General features: G+C 70.5%; 25 protein-coding genes. 18 read left to right on the top strand and 7 right to left on the bottom strand.

Annotated features, from left to right (window positions below; translation table 11 throughout):
• Positions 1-32: 32 nt before the first annotated feature.
• The 3 genes from ABD355_RS29680 to ABD355_RS29670 all read right to left on the bottom strand — a co-directional run bounded on the left by ABD355_RS29680 (position 33) and on the right by ABD355_RS29670 (position 2,781).
• Positions 33-749 (bottom strand): ABC transporter permease, encoded by a 717-nt coding sequence (locus ABD355_RS29680; RefSeq protein ID WP_344404073.1) that lies wholly within the window; start codon positions 747-749, stop codon positions 33-35.
• A 237-nt stretch (positions 750-986) separates the two neighbouring features.
• On the bottom strand, positions 987-1,910 hold the full coding sequence (locus ABD355_RS29675) for an ABC transporter ATP-binding protein (RefSeq protein ID WP_344403871.1): 924 nt from the start codon (positions 1,908-1,910) through the stop codon (positions 987-989).
• A gap of 10 nt (positions 1,911-1,920) precedes the next feature.
• Positions 1,921-2,781 carry an AAC(3) family N-acetyltransferase gene (locus tag ABD355_RS29670; protein ID WP_344403870.1) on the bottom strand — a complete coding sequence of 287 codons (861 nt, stop codon included), beginning with the start codon at positions 2,779-2,781 and terminating at the stop codon, positions 1,921-1,923.
• Between the two features lie 172 nt (positions 2,782-2,953).
• Here ABD355_RS29670 and ABD355_RS29665 point away from each other — a divergent pair, with 172 nt between their 5' ends.
• The 8 genes from ABD355_RS29665 to ABD355_RS29630 are packed head-to-tail and all read left to right on the top strand — an operon-like array spanning position 2,954 to position 9,525.
• Positions 2,954-3,706: a helix-turn-helix transcriptional regulator gene (locus ABD355_RS29665; protein ID WP_344403869.1), complete on the top strand. Its 753-nt coding sequence runs from the start codon at positions 2,954-2,956 to the stop codon at positions 3,704-3,706.
• On the top strand, positions 3,703-5,124 hold the full coding sequence (gene sufB, locus ABD355_RS29660) for a Fe-S cluster assembly protein SufB (protein WP_344403868.1): 1,422 nt from the start codon (positions 3,703-3,705) through the stop codon (positions 5,122-5,124). Before ABD355_RS29665 ends, sufB begins: the two co-directional genes overlap by 4 nt.
• Positions 5,125-5,178: 54 nt before the next feature.
• Positions 5,179-6,369, top strand: a complete 1,191-nt coding sequence (gene sufD, locus ABD355_RS29655; RefSeq protein ID WP_344403867.1) for a Fe-S cluster assembly protein SufD — start codon at positions 5,179-5,181, stop codon at positions 6,367-6,369.
• Positions 6,366-6,683: a bifunctional 3-phenylpropionate/cinnamic acid dioxygenase ferredoxin subunit gene (locus tag ABD355_RS29650; RefSeq protein ID WP_344403866.1), complete on the top strand. Its 318-nt coding sequence runs from the start codon at positions 6,366-6,368 to the stop codon at positions 6,681-6,683. Before sufD ends, ABD355_RS29650 begins: the two co-directional genes overlap by 4 nt.
• Before the next feature lie 8 nt (positions 6,684-6,691).
• Positions 6,692-7,456, top strand: a complete 765-nt coding sequence (sufC, locus tag ABD355_RS29645) for a Fe-S cluster assembly ATPase SufC (protein WP_115908853.1) — start codon at positions 6,692-6,694, stop codon at positions 7,454-7,456.
• A complete protein-coding gene (locus ABD355_RS29640; RefSeq protein ID WP_344403865.1) occupies positions 7,453-8,709 on the top strand; it encodes a cysteine desulfurase in 1,257 nt (418 codons plus the stop codon). The genes sufC and ABD355_RS29640 overlap by 4 nt, the downstream gene beginning before the upstream one ends.
• Positions 8,710-8,728: 19 nt before the next feature.
• The gene (gene sufU / locus ABD355_RS29635; RefSeq protein WP_115908855.1) at positions 8,729-9,196 is read left to right on the top strand and encodes a Fe-S cluster assembly sulfur transfer protein SufU; all 468 of its coding nucleotides are present in this window, start codon (positions 8,729-8,731) and stop codon (positions 9,194-9,196) included.
• A complete protein-coding gene (locus ABD355_RS29630) occupies positions 9,193-9,525 on the top strand; it encodes an iron-sulfur cluster assembly protein (protein ID WP_132854537.1) in 333 nt (110 codons plus the stop codon). Before sufU ends, ABD355_RS29630 begins: the two co-directional genes overlap by 4 nt.
• 60 nt (positions 9,526-9,585) lie before the next feature.
• Here ABD355_RS29630 and ABD355_RS29625 read toward each other — a convergent pair whose 3' ends face one another.
• Positions 9,586-10,416 (bottom strand): AbfB domain-containing protein, encoded by an 831-nt coding sequence (locus ABD355_RS29625; protein ID WP_344403864.1) that lies wholly within the window; start codon positions 10,414-10,416, stop codon positions 9,586-9,588.
• Between the two features lie 224 nt (positions 10,417-10,640).
• Between ABD355_RS29625 and ABD355_RS29620 the strand changes: the two genes are divergently transcribed.
• Together ABD355_RS29620 and ABD355_RS29615 are read left to right on the top strand one after the other, a co-directional pair.
• Positions 10,641-10,961, top strand: coding sequence for a DMT family transporter (locus ABD355_RS29620; RefSeq protein ID WP_425585805.1), 321 nt, complete (start codon positions 10,641-10,643; stop codon positions 10,959-10,961).
• Entirely contained in the window at positions 10,961-11,506 is a 546-nt protein-coding gene (locus ABD355_RS29615; RefSeq protein WP_344403862.1) for a TetR/AcrR family transcriptional regulator, read from the top strand. The genes ABD355_RS29620 and ABD355_RS29615 overlap by 1 nt, the downstream gene beginning before the upstream one ends.
• A gap of 283 nt (positions 11,507-11,789) precedes the next feature.
• Here ABD355_RS29615 and ABD355_RS29610 read toward each other — a convergent pair whose 3' ends face one another.
• The gene (locus tag ABD355_RS29610) at positions 11,790-12,677 is read right to left on the bottom strand and encodes a winged helix-turn-helix transcriptional regulator (RefSeq protein WP_344403861.1); all 888 of its coding nucleotides are present in this window, start codon (positions 12,675-12,677) and stop codon (positions 11,790-11,792) included.
• A 101-nt stretch (positions 12,678-12,778) separates the two neighbouring features.
• Between ABD355_RS29610 and ABD355_RS29605 the strand changes: the two genes are divergently transcribed.
• Positions 12,779-14,053, top strand: coding sequence for an MFS transporter (locus ABD355_RS29605; RefSeq protein WP_425585809.1), 1,275 nt, complete (start codon positions 12,779-12,781; stop codon positions 14,051-14,053).
• A 222-nt stretch (positions 14,054-14,275) separates the two neighbouring features.
• Positions 14,276-15,265 (top strand): 2,3,4,5-tetrahydropyridine-2,6-dicarboxylate N-succinyltransferase, encoded by a 990-nt coding sequence (gene dapD, locus ABD355_RS29600; protein ID WP_344403859.1) that lies wholly within the window; start codon positions 14,276-14,278, stop codon positions 15,263-15,265.
• 54 nt (positions 15,266-15,319) lie between these two features.
• Here dapD and ABD355_RS29595 read toward each other — a convergent pair whose 3' ends face one another.
• Together ABD355_RS29595 and dapA are read right to left on the bottom strand one after the other, a co-directional pair.
• Positions 15,320-15,823, bottom strand: coding sequence for an HAD domain-containing protein (locus tag ABD355_RS29595; protein WP_344403858.1), 504 nt, complete (start codon positions 15,821-15,823; stop codon positions 15,320-15,322).
• 100 nt (positions 15,824-15,923) lie between these two features.
• A complete protein-coding gene (dapA, locus tag ABD355_RS29590) occupies positions 15,924-16,814 on the bottom strand; it encodes a 4-hydroxy-tetrahydrodipicolinate synthase (protein WP_344403857.1) in 891 nt (296 codons plus the stop codon).
• A 160-nt stretch (positions 16,815-16,974) separates the two neighbouring features.
• On the opposite strand from dapA, the gene ABD355_RS29585 reads away from it, so the two are divergent.
• From ABD355_RS29585 to ABD355_RS29560, 6 genes are all read left to right on the top strand, one after another.
• Positions 16,975-17,109, top strand: coding sequence for a hypothetical protein (locus ABD355_RS29585; RefSeq protein WP_344403856.1), 135 nt, complete (start codon positions 16,975-16,977; stop codon positions 17,107-17,109).
• Positions 17,106-17,798, top strand: coding sequence for a hypothetical protein (locus ABD355_RS29580; RefSeq protein ID WP_344403855.1), 693 nt, complete (start codon positions 17,106-17,108; stop codon positions 17,796-17,798). The genes ABD355_RS29585 and ABD355_RS29580 overlap by 4 nt, the downstream gene beginning before the upstream one ends.
• 72 nt (positions 17,799-17,870) lie before the next feature.
• Positions 17,871-18,290 carry a phage holin family protein gene (locus ABD355_RS29575; protein ID WP_344403854.1) on the top strand — a complete coding sequence of 140 codons (420 nt, stop codon included), beginning with the start codon at positions 17,871-17,873 and terminating at the stop codon, positions 18,288-18,290.
• A complete protein-coding gene (locus ABD355_RS29570) occupies positions 18,287-18,811 on the top strand; it encodes a DUF3618 domain-containing protein (protein WP_344403853.1) in 525 nt (174 codons plus the stop codon). The genes ABD355_RS29575 and ABD355_RS29570 overlap by 4 nt, the downstream gene beginning before the upstream one ends.
• Before the next feature lie 89 nt (positions 18,812-18,900).
• Positions 18,901-19,497, top strand: coding sequence for an ArsR/SmtB family transcription factor (locus ABD355_RS29565; RefSeq protein ID WP_344403852.1), 597 nt, complete (start codon positions 18,901-18,903; stop codon positions 19,495-19,497).
• A gap of 14 nt (positions 19,498-19,511) precedes the next feature.
• Positions 19,512-20,246 (top strand): SRPBCC family protein, encoded by a 735-nt coding sequence (locus tag ABD355_RS29560; RefSeq protein WP_344403851.1) that lies wholly within the window; start codon positions 19,512-19,514, stop codon positions 20,244-20,246.
• Position 20,247: the final 1 nt, after the last annotated feature.

The following is a 20,247-nucleotide window of genomic DNA, read 5'->3' as shown; positions in this document are numbered from 1 at the left end:
CCGTCTCTCCAACGGCTTCCAGCTGTTCCCAGCTACTCCCAGCGGAAGAACTTCCCGGCCACCGCGAGCCCGACGACCGCCCACACGCCCAGGATCCCCAGGTCCCCCCAGGGCATTCCGGCGCCGTGCTGCAGCACGTCCCGCAACCCGTCCGACAGGGCCGAGATGGGCAGCAGCCCCAGCACGTCCTGCGCCCCCTGCGGGAACTTGTCCATCGGCACGATCACACCGCCGCCCACGAGCAGCAGCAGGAAGACCAGGTTGGCGGCGGCCAAGGTCGCCTCGGCCTTGAGCGTGCCCGCCATGAGGAGGCCGAGGCCGGAGAAGGCCGCCGTACCGAGGATCAGCAGGAGCAGGACCGCTGCCGGATTGCCCTTCGGGGACCAGCCCAGCGCGAAGGCGATCACCGTCAGGAGGATCACCTGCAGGACCTCGGTGACCAGCACCGACGCCGTCTTCGCGGTCATCAGCCCCCAGCGGGGGAGCGGCGAGGAGGCCAGGCGCTTGAGGACGCCGTAACGGCGCTCGAAGCCGGTGGCGATCGCCTGGCCGGTGAATGCCGTCGACATCACGGCGAGCGCCAGGATGCCGGGGGCGAGGAAGTCGACGGACTTGCCCTTGCCCGTGTCCACGATGTCGACCGAGCTGAACAGGACCAGCAGGAGGGTCGGGATCACGACGGTCAGCAGGAGCTGCTCGCCGTTGCGCAGCAGCATCTTCGTCTCGAGCGCGGCCTGGGCCGCGATCATGCGGGGGAGGGGGGCCGCGCCGGGCTTCGGCGCGTACGTACCGGTGGCCGTGGTCACGAGCGCAGCTCCTTGCCGGTGAGCTCCAGGCTGTGTCTTCCCGGGGGGTAACCCCCGGACCCCCAGCAGATCGTTGTGTCAGCCCGAATCATGAGCGCAGCTCCTTGCCGGTGAGCTCCAGGCTGTGTCTTCCCGGGGGGTAACCCCCGGACCCCCAGCAGATCGTTGTGTCAGCCCGAATCATGAGCGCAGCTCCTTGCCGGTGAGCTCCAGAAAGACGTCTTCGAGGGTGTGCCGTTCGACCGAGATCTTGTCCGGCATCACCCCGTGCTGTGCGCACCAGGACGCCACCGTCGCCAGCAGCTGCGGGTCGACCTTGCCGACGACCCGGTAGGAGCCCGGGGTCAGCTCCGCGGCCGAGCAGTCGGCGGGGAGCGCCTTGAGCAGAGAGCCCACGTCCAGGCCCGGGCGGCCGGTGAAGCGGAGCGTGTTCTCGGCGCCGCCGCGGCACAACTCCTCCGGGGAGCCCTGGGCGATGACCCGGCCGGCGTCGATGATCGCGACGTCGTCGGCGAGCTGTTCGGCCTCGTCCATGTAGTGCGTGGTGAGGATCACCGAGACGCCGTCGGCGCGCAGGTCGCGGACCAGGTCCCAGGTGGCGTGCCGGGCCTGCGGGTCGAGGCCGGCGGTCGGCTCGTCCAGGAACACCAGCTCCGGGCGGCCCACGACCGCCATCGCGAGCGCGAGGCGCTGCTGCTGGCCGCCGGAGAGGCGGCGGTATGTCGTACGGCCGCAGGAGCCGAGGCCGAGCCGCTCTATCAGGGCGTCCACGTCCAGCGGGTCGGCGTGCAGTTTCGCCACGTGCCGCAGCATCTCGTCCGCCCGGGCGCCCGAGTAGACGCCGCCGGACTGCAGCATCACGCCGATGCGCGGATGCAGTTGGCGCGCCTGTCGCACGGGGTCGAGCCCCAGGACGCGCACGGTGCCCGAGTCCGGTCTGCGGTATCCCTCGCAGGTCTCGACGGTCGTGGTCTTGCCCGCGCCGTTCGGGCCGAGTACGGCGGTCACGCCCGCCTTGGCCACCAGGTCGAGGCCGTCCACAGCGGTTTTGGTGCCGTACCGCTTCACCAGGGCCTGAACCTGGACCACGGGCTCACTTCGCATGGGCCAGAGTCTAGGTACGCCTCCCACGGCCCGGACGGGCGGGTGCAGGATCTCCACTCCCAGGGGGTGCGGGGATCTCGTCCTCACGGGACCGGTGCACCGCCAGCCACCGCTCCGCGTACGCCACCGCATCCGCCACGGGGAACAGCCGGACGTCGGCGGCGCCGACCTTGCCGCGCACGACGGTACGGTCCCGCTCGAAGTCGTACCCCAGCTCGTCGAACCGCTCGGAGGTGATCGACACCTCCGTCACCGTCTCCCAGCCGCCCCCGGGCGCGGGGCGGCCCACCGCGACGAGCGGCGACGGTATCCGGTACTCGGCGAGGTGGAAGCTCGTGCACGAGCCGTACCCGGCCCCGAGCAGCAGGACGCGGGCGCCCCGCTCTTCCAGCCGCGCCAGCGGGCTGCGCTCGCCGAGGCGGCAGTCGGTCGCGTGGCCGTCGACGATCTCCGCCGCGCGCGGGCCGAGCGCCGCGAAGGACGTCTGCGGGTGCGCGCTGCGGCGGGCGCCCGGCCAGGTGCGCACGGTCTCCGGGACCACGCCTACCCCGCGCGAGGGTGTGACCTGCGGGTCGTAGGCGGGCATGGCGGCCCGTATCCGCTCCCACCACTCCTCGGGCACCGGCGGGTTCGCCCACAGGGACGGGTCCGAGAGGTCCCCGGTCTGGGTCGGGACGACGATCGTGCCCTCCGGGCCCACCGCGTCGAGAAGACCTTGCACGACCGCGACGGCCCCTCCGCACACCCAGCCGAGGCTGCTGAGCGAGGAGTGCACCAGGAGGGTCTCGCCGGTCTCGACACCCAAGAGGCGCAGCTCTGCGGCGACGGTGTCGCGGGTGACAAGAGGGCCGGTCGGAGGGGGTGTCGGCATGGTTGGGGAGTGTTCCCGAAGAGGCCCCGAGGCGCCACCGAATTGGCCGGTCTCTGATCGATCAAAGATCGTTTTCCCAGGTCAGGTTAGGTGTGCCTAAGTGACGCAGGGCACCGTCCGGCTGCCGGGACGCGGCTTGCCCGGTCCTGAGGAATTACGCAACAATGGCGTTGTGAAAAACGTCGGCGAGGCTCTGGAGACCCCCACGGGGTCGCACCAGGAAGAGCACGCGACCGGTGAGCGCTCCACGCGCAACCGCGTCGCGCGGTCGATCCTGGACCACGGGCCGTCGACCGTCACCGAGCTGGCCGGGCGCCTCGGGCTCACCCCCGCGGCCGTACGACGGCATCTGGACGCGCTGGTCGCGGACGACGTCGTCGAGGCGCGGGACCAGCGGGTGTACGGCGCGCGCACGCGCGGCCGTCCCGCCAAGGTGTTCGCGCTGACCGACTGCGGCCGTGACGCCTTCGACCAGTCCTACGACAAGCTCGCCGCGGACGCCCTGCGCTGGATCCAGGAGCGCCTCGGCGGGGACGAGGCGGTCGTGGCCTTCGCGCGCGCGAGGATCGCCGAGCAGGCCGCCGCCTACCGCAAGGCGATCGAGGCCGCCGCCCCCGAGCAGCGCACCGAAGCCCTGGCCAAGGCCCTGAGCGCGGACGGGTACGCTGCTACGGCGCGCAGCGCCCCCCTCCCGCACAAAGGTGAGCAGCTCTGCCAGCACCACTGCCCGGTGGCCCATGTCGCGGAGAAGTTCCCGCAGCTGTGCGAGGCGGAGACCGAGATCTTCTCCCAGCTGCTCGGCACGCACGTCCAGCGGCTGGCGACCATCGCGCACGGCGACGGCGTCTGCACGACGTTCATCCCCAAGATTTCCAAGACCACTGACAACGCAACTGCAAGCACGGCCGGGAGGAACCCCGCATGACTCTCCCCACGGAGACTGCCCACCCTGAGCTCGAGGGCCTGGGCAAGTACGAATACGGCTGGGCCGACTCCGACGAGGCCGGTGCCTCTGCCAAGCGCGGTCTCAGCGAGGACGTCGTCCGGGACATCTCCGCCAAGAAGAACGAGCCGGAGTGGATGACCAAGCTCCGTCTCAAGGGCCTGCGCCTGTTCGAGAAGAAGCCCATGCCGAACTGGGGCTCCGACCTCTCGGGCATCGACTTCGACAACATCAAGTACTTCGTGCGCTCCACGGAGAAGCAGGCGGAGTCCTGGGAGGACCTGCCCGAGGACATCAAGAACACGTACGACAAGCTCGGCATCCCCGAGGCGGAGAAGCAGCGCCTCGTCGCCGGTGTCGCGGCCCAGTACGAGTCCGAGGTCGTCTACCACCAGATCCGCGAGGACCTGGAGGAGCAGGGCGTCATCTTCCTGGACACCGACACCGCCCTGAAGGAGCACCCCGAGCTCTTCAAGGAGTACTTCGGCACGGTCATCCCGGTCGGCGACAACAAGTTCGCGTCGCTGAACACCGCCGTGTGGTCCGGTGGCTCCTTCATCTACGTGCCGAAGGGCGTGCACGTGGAGATCCCGCTCCAGGCCTACTTCCGCATCAACACGGAGAACATGGGCCAGTTCGAGCGGACGCTGATCATCGTCGACGAGGACGCCTACGTCCACTACGTCGAGGGCTGTACGGCTCCGATCTACAAGTCGGACTCGCTGCACTCCGCGGTCGTCGAGATCATCGTGAAGAAGGGTGCCCGCTGCCGTTACACGACCATCCAGAACTGGTCGAACAACGTCTACAACTTGGTCACCAAGCGCGCCGTCGCCTACGAGGGCGCGACCATGGAGTGGATCGACGGCAACATCGGCTCCAAGGTCACGATGAAGTACCCGGCCGTCTACCTGATGGGCGAGCACGCCAAGGGCGAGACCCTCTCCATCGCCTTCGCGGGCGAGGGCCAGCACCAGGACGCCGGCTCCAAGATGGTCCACATGGCGCCGAACACCTCCTCCAACATCGTCTCGAAGTCCGTGGCGCGGGGTGGCGGCCGTACCTCCTACCGCGGTCTGGTCGAGATCGGTGAGGGCGCCGCCGGATCCAAGTCGAACGTGCTGTGCGACGCGCTGCTCGTCGACACCATCTCCCGCTCCGACACGTACCCCTACGTGGACGTCCGCGAGGACGACGTGTCCATGGGCCACGAGGCGACCGTCTCCAAGGTCTCCGAGGACCAGCTCTTCTACCTGATGAGCCGCGGTCTGAGTGAGTTCGAGGCGATGGCGATGATCGTGCGCGGCTTCGTCGAGCCCATCGCGAAGGAGCTGCCCATGGAGTACGCGCTGGAACTCAACCGGCTGATCGAGCTCCAGATGGAAGGCGCGGTCGGCTGAGCGACGGCCGCCCCCATCAAGTCACTTACGTAGGAAGAGAGCAGACCGACAGCCATGGCTGAGGCTCAGAACATCCCCGTGGGGTCCACCACCGCGGGCCAGATCGCGGTGGCCGCCGAGTCGACCGTCGCCACGCGCATGAGCGCGCCCCCGTCCTTCGACGTCGCGGACTTCCCGGTCCCGCACGGCCGCGAGGAGGAGTGGCGGTTCACCCCGCTGGAGCGCCTGCGCGGCCTGCACGACGGCACCGCCGTCGTGACCGGCGAGGTGAAGGTCGCGGTCGAGGCCCCCGAGGGCGTCACCGTCGAGACCGTCGACCGCGGCGACGCCCGGATCGGCAAGGCCGGCACCCCGGTGGACCGCATCGCCGCCCAGGCGTACTCGGCGTTCGAGAAGGCCGGCGTGGTCACCGTCCCCAAGGAGACGGTGCTCACCGAGCCGATCCGCATCGCCGTGCACGGCGAGGGCGGGGTCCGCTACGGCCACCAGGTCGTGGAGCTCGGAGCCTTCGCCGAGGCCGTCGTCGTCATCGACCACACCGGTGACGCGGTGCTCGCCGCCAACGTCGACTACATCCTGGGCGACGGCGCCAAGCTGACCGTCGTCTCCGTCCAGGACTGGGACGACACGGCCGTGCACGTGGCCCAGCACAACGCCCTCATCGGGCGCGACGCCAGCTTCAAGTCGGTCGTGGTCACCTTCGGCGGCGACGTCGTACGGCTGCACCCGCGCGTCTCCTACGCCGGCACCGGCGGCGAGGCCGAGCTGTTCGGGCTGTACTTCACGGACGCCGACCAGCACCAGGAGCACCGCCTCCTGGTCGACCACAACGTCCCGCACTGCAAGTCCAACGTCGTCTACAAGGGCGCGCTGCAGGGCGAGGGCGCCCACGCGGTGTGGATCGGCGACGTCCTCATCGAGGCCAAGGCCGAGGGCACGGACACGTACGAGATGAACCGCAACCTCGTCCTCACCGACGGCGCCCGGGTCGACTCCGTGCCCAACCTCGAGATCGAGACCGGCGAGATCGTCGGCGCCGGCCACGCCTCCGCGACCGGCCGCTTCGACGACGAGCAGCTCTTCTACCTGATGGCCCGCGGCATCCCGGCCGACGAGGCCCGCCGCCTGGTGGTCCGCGGCTTCTTCGCCGAACTGGTCCAGCAGATCGGCGTCGACGACATCCAGGCCCGGCTGCTCGAGAAGATCGACGAGGAGCTGGAGACTGTGTCTGGATCGGGCCGATGACCTTCGTACGCGCCTGTGCGGTGAGCGAGCTGGAGGAGGACACCCCGAAGCGGGTGGAACTCGACGGCACGCCCATCTCGGTCGTGCAGACCGAGGGCGAAGTGTTCGCCATCCACGACATCTGCTCGCACGCGAACGTGTCGCTCTCCGAGGGCGAGGTGGAGGACTGCCAGATCGAGTGCTGGCTGCACGGCTCCAGCTTCGACCTGCGCACCGGCAAGCCGTCCGGCCTGCCCGCGACGCGCCCCGTCCCCGTATACCCCGTAAAGATCGAAGGGGACGACGTGCTCGTCTCCCTCAACCAGGAGTCCTGAGGCAATCCATGGCAACGCTTGAAATCCGAGACCTGCGCGTCACCGTCGAGGCCGACAACGCCACGAAGGAGATCCTCAAGGGCGTCGACCTGACCGTGAAGCAGGGCGAGACGCACGCCATCATGGGCCCCAACGGCTCCGGCAAGTCGACCCTCGCCTACTCCCTCGCGGGCCACCCCAAGTACACGATCACCGGCGGCACCGTCACCCTCGACGGCGAGGACGTCCTGGAGATGTCCGTCGACGAGCGCGCGCGTGCGGGCCTGTTCCTGGCGATGCAGTACCCGGTCGAGGTCCCGGGTGTCTCCGTCTCGAACTTCCTGCGCACCTCCGCCACCGCGATCCGCGGCGAGGCCCCCAAGCTGCGCACCTGGGTGAAGGAGGTCAAGGAGGCCATGGAGCGCCTCAACATGGACCCCTCCTTCGCCGAGCGCAACGTCAACGAGGGCTTCTCCGGCGGTGAGAAGAAGCGCCACGAGATCCTCCAGCTCGAACTGCTCAAGCCGAAGATCGCGATTCTCGACGAGACCGACTCCGGCCTCGACGTCGACGCGCTCAGGGTCGTCTCCGAGGGCGTCAACCGCGTCCGCGAGACCGGCGAGGTCGGCACCCTGCTGATCACGCACTACACGCGCATCCTGCGCTACATCAAGCCCGACCACGTCCACGTGTTCGCCGGCGGCAAGATCGTCGAGTCCGGCGGTGCCGAGCTCGCCGACAAGCTGGAGAACGAGGGCTACGAGGCATACACGAAGGGTGGCGCATCCGAGTGACCCAGCTGCCGGGCCTCCTCGACACTGAGGCGATCCGTAAGGACTTCCCCATCCTGGACCGCCAGGTCCACGACGGGCAGAAGCTCGTGTACCTGGACAACGCGGCGACCTCGCAGAAGCCGCGCCAGGTGCTGGACGCCCTGAACGAGTACTACGAGCGCTACAACGCCAACGTCCACCGCGGTGTGCATGTGCTCGCCGAGGAGGCCACGGCGCTGTACGAGGGCGCGCGGGACAAGGTCGCGTCGTTCATCAACGCGCCCAGCCGCGACGAGGTGATCTTCACCAAGAACGCCTCCGAGTCGCTCAACCTCGTGGCGAACATGCTGGGCTGGGCCGACGAGCCCTACCGCGTGGACCACGAGACCGAGATCGTCATCACGGAGATGGAGCACCACTCCAACATCGTGCCGTGGCAGCTGCTGTCGCAGCGCACGGGCGCGAAGCTGAAGTGGTTCGGCCTGACCGACGACGGCCGCCTCGACCTCTCCAACATCGACGAGATCATCACCGAGAAGACGAAGATCGTCTCCTTTGTGCTGGTGTCGAACATCCTCGGCACGGTCAACCCGGTCGAGGCGATAGTCCGCCGCGCCCAGGAGGTCGGCGCGCTGGTCTGCATCGACGCCTCGCAGGCCGCCCCGCACATGCCGCTGGACGTGCAGTCGCTGCAGGCCGACTTCGTGGCCTTCACCGGCCACAAGATGTGCGGCCCGACCGGCATCGGTGTCCTGTGGGGCCGGCAGGAGCTCCTGGAAGACCTGCCGCCGTTCCTCGGCGGCGGCGAGATGATCGAGACCGTGTCGATGCACTCGTCGACGTACGCTCCCGCCCCGCACAAGTTCGAGGCGGGCACCCCGCCGATCGCGCAGGCGGTGGGTCTCGGAGCGGCGATCGACTATCTGCAGTCGATCGGCATGGACAAGATCCTTGCCCACGAGCACGCCCTCACCGAGTACGCGGTCAAGCGGCTGGGCGAGGTCCCGGACCTGCGGATCATCGGCCCGACCACGGCCGAGGACCGCGGCGCGGCGATCTCCTTCACACTCGGTGACATCCACCCGCACGACGTGGGCCAGGTCCTCGACGAGCAGGGCATCGCGGTCCGCGTCGGCCACCACTGCGCACGGCCCGTGTGCCTGCGCTACGGAATTCCTGCGACCACGCGAGCGTCGTTCTATCTGTACTCCACGCCGGCCGAGATCGACGCACTGGTCGAGGGGCTGGAGCACGTACGGAACTTCTTCGGCTGAGGGGTTGGCGAGCGATCGCATGAAGCTGGACTCGATGTACCAGGAAGTCATCCTGGACCACTACAAGAACCCGCACGGGCGTGGTCTTCGGGATGGCGACGCCGAGGTGCACCACGTGAACCCGACGTGCGGCGACGAGATCACCCTGCGCGTGAAGTACGACGGCACGAAGATCGAGGACGTCTCCTACGAGGGCCAGGGCTGCTCGATCAGCCAGGCCTCGGCCTCCGTCCTGAACGAACTGCTGGTCGGCAAGGACCTGACGGACGCCCAGAAGATCCAGGAGACCTTCCTGGAGCTGATGCAGTCCAAGGGCCGGATCGAGCCGGACGACGCGATGGAGGAGGTGCTGGAGGACGCGGTCGCGTTCGCCGGTGTCTCCAAGTACCCGGCCCGGGTCAAGTGCGCCCTCCTCAGCTGGATGGCGTGGAAGGACGCGACGGCCCAGGCCCTGGGCGGAGCCGACGCCGAAAGGAAGACGGCATGAGTGACACCGTTGAGATCAAGCCCGCCTCGGAGGAGGAGCTCCGCGAGGCCCTGATGGACGTCGTCGACCCCGAACTGGGCATCGACGTCGTCAACCTCGGCCTGATCTACGGCATCCACGTCGACGACGCGAACATCGCGACCGTCGACATGACCCTGACCTCGGCGGCCTGCCCGCTGACGGACGTCATCGAGGACCAGGCCAAGTCCGCCACGGACGGCCTGGTCAGCGAGCTGCGCATCAACTGGGTGTGGATGCCGCCGTGGGGCCCCGACAAGATCACGGACGACGGACGCGAGCAGCTGCGGGCGCTCGGGTTCAACGTCTGAGGTCCACCCGCTGCTTGAAGGACAACGGCGACGCCCTGAGGGCGTCGCCGTTGTCGTGTCTCAGGCCAGTCCGGCCACGAACCGGAACGCCGAATCCGCCTGGTAGGGGTCGCCGTACTGGTAGGAATCCAGCTTCAGCTGGAAGTTCTGGTGCCGCAGGAACCGGCCCGGATAGTTCACCGACTCCAGCATCACCGCTCCCGAGTACGCCGACGCCCGGGGGCAGAAGGTGGCGTCCTGTTCGAAGAGGGCGGAGCCGTCGTCCGGTTCGTCGCGGAGCAGGAAGTCGCGGTGGCGCAGGTACCTGCCGTCGTGCGTGACGAAGGAATAACAGGCGCTGTCCGCCAGGCCCTTGACCACCTTGAAGGTCGAGTCCTGGCGGGACTCCGAGCCGGCCGGCGGGTCGAGCTTCACGTAGTCGCCGCTCACATGCCAGTAGCGGTCGGGGTAGTTCACCGACTGCACGGACCGGTAGGTGGCCGACGGATTCGAGTGGCTCGGCGAACTCGCACGGCCCTTGGGCGTCTTGGACGGCTCGCTGCCTCCGGCCGCCGAGTCGTGCGGACCGGGCGAGGGGGGCGTACTGGTCTGCGCGGACGACGGGCCGCTCTTCCCGGCGGGCGTCGTGACGCCGTTCGTGGACGGGGAGGCGAAGGAGATCAGGCCGGGGGGCGTTTCGGCGACCGACGACGCCGGGATCCCGGATGCCCGTGACGGGCGGTCGGAGTCCCTGTCCATCACGGCTATCGCCGTGGCACACGCGACGATCGTCGACAGGGCCAGCGCGCCGGCCAGCCAGAGTCTTCGGGTTCCCGGGGCTCGGGAGCTGTCGGGGACCCAGCCGTTCTCCCAGGGCTGGTTCCGGGGCGGCTCGGGGGTGGTTTCTGGCATGCGCTGTTCCTCCAGCGGCGCCCGAGGCGGCGGCCGGGGATGAGGTGGGGGTGATGTGAGTGAGCGGTGAAACCTTAGTGGAGTGACGGGATCGCGGGGAGTCGTTTAAGCGAGCGATTTCTATGAAGGTTGAACCTCCCCATCCGGAATGCGGCACTACGCATCGGCCGGCGACAGCGCGCCGCTGTGTACGGACGTACACATCATTGTGTACGCTCGTACACATGGCATTCCTGATGCTCCTCGCGGCCATCGCCGCCGAGGTGGGCGGTACCACCGCCATGAAGTTCAGCCACGGCTTCAGCCGGCTGTGGCCCTCCGTGCTGACGCTCGCGGGATACGGCGTCTCCTTCTGGCTGCTCGCCCAGACGCTGAAGACGATGTCGGTCGGCACGGCCTACGCGATCTGGGCCGGCCTCGGCACCGCGGCCATCGTGGCCATCGGCATCCTCTTCCTCGGCGAGGGCATGACCGTCCCGAAGGCCGTGGGGATCGGGCTGATCATCGTGGGGGTCGTGGTGCTGAATCTGGGAGGCGCGCACTGATGGCCCGCCGCTACGACCCCGACAGGCGGCAGCGGATCATCGACGCGGCGATCCGGGTGGTGGGCGAGAAGGGCCTGACCGGGCTGAGCCACCGCTCCGCCGCCGCCGAGGCCGACGTGCCGCTCGGCTCGACGACGTACCACTTCAAGACCCTCGACGAGCTGATGGTCGCCGCGCTGCGGCAGGCGAGCGAGGGCTTCGCGAAGGTGGTCGCCTCGCGCGGAGGCCTGGAGGATCCGCGGCCCGACCTGGCCGCCGAACTCGCGGGCTGTCTGGGCGAGTGGCTCGCGGGCGACCGCACCGGCGTCGAGCTGGAGTACGAGCTCTATCTCGCCGCCCTGCGCCGGCCCGCCCTGCGCCCGGTGGCCGCCGAATGGGCCGATGACGTCGCCCGGCAGATCGCCCGGCACACCGACCCGGTGACGGCCCGGGCGCTGGTCGCGCTGATGGACGGCATCTGTCTGCAGGTACTGCTGACGGGGGTGCCCTACGACGAGGGGTACGCGCGCGAGGTGCTGGCGCGGATGATCCCCCGGGCCCGTTGACGAGCGGGCGCCGGCTGTGCTCGTCTGTCGTGCGCATGCCTTTCTGGAGACCGTGAACTCCGGCGCACCAGGAGCCGGCATCGCTGCACCGTGCCCTCGCGCTCCTGCCGGGCGGGAAACTCGCCGACCGTCCGGCAAGGGGCCGCCGCCGGGCGCTCCCGCCCGTCCTGTCCCTGCAGGGCCGGTCGTGGTTCGAGGCGATCCCCATCCGCCCGGTCGAGGGCGACAAGGTCTTCGGCGGCGCGACTCGTTCCGCGTCACGAGGGAGCGCGGGCCGCCCGCCTCATTCCTCCGAGGCGAGACGCCGGACCGTGGCCAGTGCGGCCGCCACGCTCCCCGCGATGTCCGTCACCGGATACTGCACCTCCCGTACGACCCGCTCCCGGTCCACGACCAGCGTGAGCCGCTTCAGCCGGCAGGCCCCCGCCGCGCGGAACGTCGGCAGCCGCAGCGCGGCGATGAGCGACAGGCCGGCGTCCGACAGCAGCGGGAAGCGCAGCCCCTCCTTCTCCGCGAACGCCCGCTGCTCGTCCGGGCGCTGGGTGGACACGCCGTGCACGGCGGCGCCCGCGGCGGTGAACTCGGCCAGCCGGTCGCGGTAGGTGCAGGACTCAAGGGTGCAGCCGGGCGTGCCGGGGATGTCCGTCCAGCCCGGCGGGTAGGAGTCGGCGCGGGCGTAGGCGCCGGGGAAGCAGTACAGGACGGTGTACGCGCTGTCGGCGGCGACCGGGTCCAGCAGCCCGCCCGTGTGGCCCGGGAGCTGGAGCTCGGGGATCCGCTCGCCGACCAGTTCGTGCACCCGCTGGGCCTCCGCGGAGGCCTCCGCCGTCGTGGCCGTCGTGCTCCCGTCGCCCAGGACCCAGGTGTCGCCCCAGTCCTGGAGGGCGATCAGGACGGGGAGCAGGGCACGGCCGCGCGGGGTGAGGCGGTACTCGTGGCGGACGGGGCGCTCCTGGTACGGCACCCGGGACAGCACGTCCGCCTCGACGAGAAGGCGCAACCGCTCGGTCAGCACCTTTCTGGACACGCCGAGTTCGGCCTGCAGCGCGTCGAAGCGGTGCACCCCGCGTGCCGCGTCCCGGACGATCAGCAGCGTCCACCAGTCGCCGACCACGTCCAGGGCCTGGGCGATGGCGCAGGTGGCGTCCTCCGGGCTCGTCCTGCGGGCCATGGCTTGCCGTCCCTTCGTGCACAGGTCGTGGTTGACCTGAGGTTGTCATGCCTCCATAGTAAGTTCCTAAAAGGAACTCACTGGGGGGACGAGTGCGGGGTCTGCGAGAAGTGCCGCGGACGGTCTGGCTGCTGGCCTGCGGGACCTTCGTGAACATGGTCGTGAGCGTGAGCTTCGCCTATACGTTCCTGTATCTGACCGGGCCGCGGGGGCTCGGGTCGGGCCAGGCGGGCCTGCTCAGCGGTGTCGCGGGGGCCGGGCTGGTCGCGGGTAACTTCACCGGCGGCTGGTACGGGGACCGGTTCGGGCACCGACGGGTGCTGCTGGTGGGCGCCGCGGTGTCCGGGCTGGTCCTGGCCGCCGTGCCGCTGCTGCCGACCCCGCTGCTGTTCGCCGCGCTGCCGCTGTCGCAGTACGCGGCCGGGGTGCAGCGTGCGGCCAACTCCGCGCTCGTCGCGGTCATCGTGCCCGAGGGAGCGCGGCGGCAGGCGTTCGCGGTGGTGCGGGCCGCGGCGAACGGGGGGTTCACGCTGGGGCCTGTGCTCGGGGCGCTGGTCGCCACGCGCTTCTCGTACGACTGGCTGTACGTCGCCGAGGGGCTCGGGAGCGTGGGGCTGGCGGGCTGGACCGCGCGGGTGGTGCCGGCGCGGGGGGCTGCCGGGCGGGGGCGGGCGGGGCGTGTGGAGCGGGGCGGGGTGTGGGCGGCGCTTCGGGCTCGGCCCGCGGTGCTGGTGCTGTTGCCGGCGATTTTGGTGATCGACGTCGTCTACCGGCAGCAGTACTCCACGTTTTCGCTCTTTCTCGCCGACCACGGGATGGATGCGCGGGTGTACGGGGCGCTGCTCGCGATCAACGGGGGTGTGCTGCTGTGTCTGGAGCTGCCGGTGGCGGTGGTGCTGCGGCGGCGGTCGCCGTTGCGGATCGTGGGGTGCGGGCTGTTGCTGGTCGGTGGGGGGTACGGAGTGCTGTTGGTGGGGGCCGGGGAGGGGGCGGCCGTGGTGATGATGGGGCTGTTGACGGTGGGGGAGGTGTTGTACAAGACGACCGCTACGGCTTATGTCGCTGATCAGGCGCCGGGGCATGTGCTCGGGCGGTTTCAGTCGCTGTATGCCGGGGTGTCGATCAGTGGGGTGGTGTTGGCTGCGCCGCTGGGCGGGGTGCTGTACGGGGCTGCGCCGGGGGTGTTGTGGCCGGTGTGTGCGGGGCTGGGGGTGCTGGCCGGTGGTGCGGTGCTGCTGGCCGGGGGCCGGACTGGCGGCCCTGTGTCCGCCGCCGCAGAAGTTACTCGCCCCCGCCGCCCCTACCCGTCCCGTCCCAGGGGCGCCGCCCCCTCGGCCCCACTGGGGGCTGCGCCCCCAGACCCCCCTTCGGCCTGAACGGCCTCGTCCTCAAACGCCGGACGGGCTGGAAAAAAGGGGGGCACCCGCGCGTCACCCGAGACCGGACCAAAGGGTGGGCGCCCGCCCGTTGTCCGGGACCGGCCTGGTGGGAGCCCGCCCGGTACCCGTAGGCCGGCTGGCACGGGGCATCCGCTCGTTGGCTGAGACGGGTGGGGGATCGGTTGGCCTGGGTGGGCTCTGGGCGGTTAGGTTGCCCTCATGACCGACACGACTGCTCCTCGTACCACCGGCGCCGTGGGCGCCGGGCTCGCCACGATTGCCGCTGACGGCACTGTTCTCGACACCTGGTTCCCCGCGCCCGAGCTGAGCGAGGAGGCCGGTCCGGCCGGGACCGAGCGGCTGTCCGCGGAGAAGGCCGTGGAGCTGCTCGGGGACGGTGCGGCGAAGGCGATCGGGACGGACGCCCGCCGGGGTGTCGAGGTCGTCGCGGTGCGCACGGTCATCTCCTCGCTGGACGAGAAGCCGATCGACACGCACGACGCCTACCTGCGGCTGCACCTGCTCTCGCACCGCCTGGTCCAGCCGCACGGCCAGAGCCTGGACGGCATCTTCGGCCTGCTGCCCAACGTCGCCTGGACCTCCCTCGGCCCGGTCGCCGTGGACGAGATCGAGAAGGTGCGGCTCAACGCCCGCGCCGAGGGCCTGCACCTCCAGGTGACCTCCGTCGACAAGTTCCCGCGCATGACGGACTACGTCGCCCCCAAGGGCGTGCGTATCGCCGACGCCGACCGGGTGCGGCTCGGTGCGCACCTCGCCGCGGGCACCACCGTCATGCACGAGGGCTTCGTCAACTTCAACGCCGGCACGCTCGGCACGTCGATGGTCGAGGGCCGTATCTCCGCGGGTGTCGTGATCGGCGACGGCTCCGACATCGGCGGCGGCGCCTCCACCATGGGCACCCTGTCCGGCGGCGGCAACGTCCGCATCACCATCGGCGAGCGCTGCCTGATCGGCGCCGAGGCGGGCGTCGGCATCGCGCTCGGCGACGAGTGCGTCGTCGAGGCCGGGCTGTACGTCACCGCGGGCACCCGCGTCACCATGCCCGACGGGCAGATCGTCAAGGCCCGTGAACTCTCCGGCGCCTCCAACATCCTCTTCCGCCGCAACTCGGTCACCGGCACGGTCGAGGCCCGCCCGAACAACGCGGTCTGGGGCGGCTTGAACGAGATCCTGCACAGCCACAACTGACGTCGTCCGGCGTCCCGGTGAGCGCTCTTTCGCCCTGCGCGGGAGGGCGCTCGCTCATGTCCCGGGCCGCGCCGCGAACCGAGCCAGCGCCGCGAAGTCGTCCTCCCGCAGGCCGATCCGCGGGCTGACACGGTGCAGGAGCGCGGGGCCCGGGTGGTGGGCCTGCACGTACTCCTCGTCCGCCTGGCTCTGTTCGTCGTCGACCCAGGCGAAGGGGCGGCCCTCGGCGTACGCCACGATCGCCTCCGTCTTCCAGTGGACCCCGTCGGGCCGGAGCGCGAACAGGCCCGCGCCGAAGTCGACGTACGGCAGCTCGGGCAGGCCGACGACCGGGGCGATCCAGCGGTTGGCGGCGTCCATCCAGGTCGTGGCCCAGCACAGGTCGTAGTCGAGCGAGAGCAGTGCCGGGCCGTGGGACGGGTTCAGCCAGACCCGCAGGGCCCGACCGGGATGCAGGGCCACCCGGATGGTCGTATAGCCCTCCGGGCGCCGCTCGGGCTTCGCGGCCCACGGGTTGAGCGGGCCGTCGACGTCGAGGAACAGCAGGGGGCGGCTCACGGCAACAACGTACGGTACGAGGGCCGTACTGCTGCCGGGAAGGCATCGGCAGCAGCCTGACCTGCAGCAGCTGCACGATCACCAACCTGGCCCGGATCGGTCACCCGGCCGTGAGCTTCTCGTAGGCCGCCAGCAGCCCGTCGACCGTCTCGCGGCGAGCGGGCCGCAGCGGGGAGCGGACGGTTCCCGCCGGCAGGCCGAGCTCGTTGAGCAGCGCCTTCGTGGTGACGGTGCCGGGCAGACCGGCCGACATCATCAACTCGATGAGCGGGGTGGCGCGTTGCTGGAGGCGGGCGGACACCGAGGTGTCGCCCGCCTCGAACGCGTCCAGCACGGCACGGAGTTCGGACGGTACGACGTTCGCGACGGTGCTGATGTATCCGGCGCCGCCCACCGCGTACAGGGCGAGGTTGTGCTCGTCGCAGCCCGCGTAGTACGCCAACTCCGTGCGGGACAACACCTTTTGAGCGGCCAGGAAGTCGTAGGAGCAGTCCTTGACCGCGACGATCCGGGGGTGCTCGGCGAGCCTGATCATCGTGTCGGACTCGATGCGGGTGCCGGTGCGGCCCGGGATGTCGTACAGCACGACCGGCAGCCCGGAGGCGTCCGCGACGGTCCGGAAGTGCTCCTCCAGGGCGTCCTGCGGGGGCTTGCTGTAGTACGGGCTGACCACCAGCACACCGTCCGCGCCCGCCTTTTCGGCCTCCCGGGCGAGTTCCACGGTGTGCCGGGTGTCGAAGGTGCCGACACCCGCCACGACCGACGCCCGGCCGCCCACCGCCTCCCGCACCGCCTCGACCAGCGCCGCCTTCTCGGCGTCCGTGGTGGTCGGCGACTCGCCCGTCGTACCGGAGAGCACCAGACCGTCGCATCCCCGGCAGACCAGGTGGTCGGCGAGCCGCTGCGCCCCGTCGAGATCGAGCGCGCCCTCCTCGGTGAAGGGAGTGATCATCGCGCAGAGGGCCCGGCCGAAGGGGGCGGTAGTCGTCATGCTCTCAGTCTCGGCAGACCAACAGTGAAGCTCCACTTAATTCTTCTACGAGATATTGATAAGCGTTGCTATGGTGCGACCGGCCAGGCCCTATGTCCATTTCGCCCGCCATGGGTCAGCATGGTCGTGACGGTCATCGGCATCGGCCCATGGAGGCGTCATGAAGCTCGGCAAGGCACTGGCCACCGGAGTCGCGGAGGAACAGCCGCAGACCCATGAGGAAGAGCTCGAACTGCCCGAGGAGACCCAGGACGTCGAGGCGTCCGCGCGCGAAGAGGTTCCGGCGGTCCGATGAGACTGCGGCTTCCGGAGGAACGCCCGACGGAGCCGCCGACCGGATACAAGATCGCCCACCCGGTGCTGTCCCAGGACGGCAGCCGGGCCGGGTTCACCGGTGTGTCGCTGGGCGGCGCGCTGCCGTACGGAGTCCTGGCCGACGCGTCCTGTGTCTACGGGCTGCGCCACCGGGCACCGCACCGCCGCTGCGACTGCGGCTTCCACTGCGTGCATGAGCGCACGGCGGCAGAGGCACTGCTGTGCACGGCCGAGCACCGGGCGGCCGTCCTGCTGGAGGTCCTGGTCCTCGGCCGCTACATCCGCTTCGAGCGGGGCTTCCGCTACGCCCGCCAGCGGGTGCGGACCGCCACGGTCGGACCCTGCGGGTGCGGCGCGGTCGCCGCCGCCCTGGCCGACGCGGGCTGGGGCCGGCCCGGCTGGCGCGGGCTGGCCCCCTCCTGCGCGGGCTGCGTCCACGGCCGTACGTCCGTCTCGCTCGCCTCCTTCGCGCGACTGGCGGGGGAGGGCCTGCGGGTGGTGGCGGGCAGCGGCGCCGCGCTGCCGACGGCGGACCTCGCGGTGCCCGAGGGGCTCGGGGTGCCCGAACTCGCCGCCGAGGCAGCGCTGTTGCAGGCCCGCCTCGACTGGTTCCAGACCCAGCTCGGCCGGCTCGGCGAGCGCGGGCCGGGCGGTGGCCGGCAGGGGTAGCGGAGGTCGGCAGGGGTACCCGGAGTGTTCCGAACGGAGGAAGCCGCAAGGAACGCGAGAGGAGGCGACCCCGTGACCGGGACCATGCACCCCCAGCCGGTGCGCGACGGGCACCGCTCGGTGGGCGAGCTCGTCGGACAGGCCACCGAACAGCTATCCCGGCTCGTACGACAGGAAGTGGCCCTCGCCAAGGAGGAGCTGTCCGCGAAAGGCAGGCGCGCCGGACTCGGCGGCGGACTGCTCGGCGCTGCGGGCGCGTTCGCCTATGCCGGCCTGCTCGCCCTGGCCGGCACGGGCGTCGCCGCCCTCTCGCTGGTGCTGTCGGTCTGGGCCGCGGCGCTCATCGTGACCGCCGTGCTGTTCGTGATCGCGGGCCTGCTGGCCCTGACCGGCCGCGCCCAGCTGCGCCGCGCCGCACCGCCGACGCCCGAGGAGACCCTCGTGAGCGTCCGGGCCGATGTCGAGGAGATCAGGGAAAGGGCGCACCGATGACGGACAGGGCAGGGCCGACCGGCGCCAAGGGACCCGACGAGCTGCGGCGGCAGATCGAGCAGACGCGCAGTCAACTGGGCGAAACAGTGGAGGAGTTGGCGGAGAAGATGGATGTGAAGGGACGCGCTCGGGCCCGGGCGGCCGACCTCAAGGACAAGGCGAGCGCCATGACCGTGCAGCTGCGCAGCACGGCCGCGCACGCCGGCCATGCGGTCCAGGACCGGGCCACGCAGACCGGCCACAAGGTGCACGACCGGGCCACGCAGGCGGGCCACCAGGTGCAGGACACGGCGGTGAGGGCCGGTCACCAGGTGCACGACCGAGCCCTGACGGCGGGCCACGCCGCCCAGGACAGGGCATCCCGGACGGGACACACGCTGCAGCACAGGGCGGAGCACGACGTCCCCTGGCCCGCCGGCCCCGTCGTCAGGGCGGCGGTACGGCATCCGGGACCCGCGCTGGCCATCGGGGCGGCGCTGGCCTTCGTCGTGGTGGTGGGCTGGAGGTACCCCAAGCGGTAACAGAACGCTCCTGCCTCTGGCCCTGACACCGTCCCACCGAAAACCTCAGTCGTCTGGACAAAAAAAGTTTTCGGTGGGACGGTGGACGCATGTTGGACGTCACCGTCATCGAGGACCCCGAGGCCGCCGCCGTCTCCCTGGACCCCGTAAGGGCCAGGCTGCTCGCCGAGCTGGCGGCCGGACCCGCGTCGGCGGCGATGCTGGCCGGCCGGGTCGGCCTGCCGCGGCAGAAGGTGAACTACCACCTCAAGGCGCTGGAGCGGCACGGTCTGGTCGAGCTGGCCGGGGAGCGCCGCAAGGGCAATGTCACCGAGCGGCTGATGCAGGCCACCGCGGCCTCGTACGTCATCTCGCCGCTCGCACTCGCCGCCGTACAGCCGGACCCGGACCGGTTCCGGGACCAGCTGTCCGCGCGGTGGCTGCTGGCGCTCGGCGCCCGGCTGGTGCGGGACGTCGGCTCGCTGATCACCGGTGCCGCGAAGGCCCGCAAACGGCTGGCCACGTATGCGCTCGACGGCGAGGTGCGCTTCGCCTCGGCCGCCGAACGGGCCGCGTTCGTCCAGGAGTTGACGGCCGGTGTCACCGCGCTGATCCGCAAGTACGACGCGCCCGACACCGAGGGCGGGCGCGACCACCGGATCGTCGTGGCCGTCCATCCCACCCTCAAGGCAACCGAGCAGGACTAGGCAGGAGCCCCACCATGTCCAAGGAATTCGAGATCGCCCGCGAGTTCGAGGTCGACGCCACTCCCGAGGAGGTGTGGGAGGCGATCACCACCGGGACCGGCGGGTATCTGTGGCCGATGGAGCCGCCCGAGCCCCGGGTCGGCGGCAAGGGACCCTTCGGGTCCGAGGTCACCGCCTGGGACCCGCCGCACCGCTACACCAACCGCGTCGAGGACGTCGACGGCATCTCCCAGCAGACCCTCAACCAGCTCGACTACACGGTCGAACCGCGTGACGAGGGCCGCCGGGCCTGGGTGCGGTACGTGCACAGCGGCATCTTCGTCGACGACTGGGACAACCAGTACGACGGCGCCGCCAAGCACACCGACTTCTATCTGCACACCCTGCGCGAGTACCTGGTCCACTTCGCGCCCCGGCCGGCCGCCTTCGCCACCTTCGACGGGCCCGAGGCCTCGAAGGCCGCCGACGCCCTCGCCGTCGTCGGGCGGGCGCTCGGTGTCGGCGAGGACGTGGCCGCCGGCACCCGGGTGACGGTCCGGGGGCCCGACGAGTTCGACGCCGTGGTCGACTTCCGCAACCCGTACTTCATCGGACTGCGCACGGACCGGGGCCTCACCCGCTTCTTCGGGCGCAACCACTGGGGTCACCCGGTGGGCATCTCCCTGCACGACTTCACACCGGACGCCGACATCAAGGAGTGCGAGGCCGCCTGGCAGGACTGGCTGAACGGCGTGTTCAGCCAGTCCTGAG

Source organism: Streptomyces longisporus, from assembly GCF_039532765.1.
Lineage (GTDB): Bacteria > Actinomycetota > Actinomycetes > Streptomycetales > Streptomycetaceae > Streptomyces > Streptomyces longisporus.
Note: the sequence above shows the minus strand (reverse complement) of the source record. Positions and strands in the feature narration are given on the sequence as shown.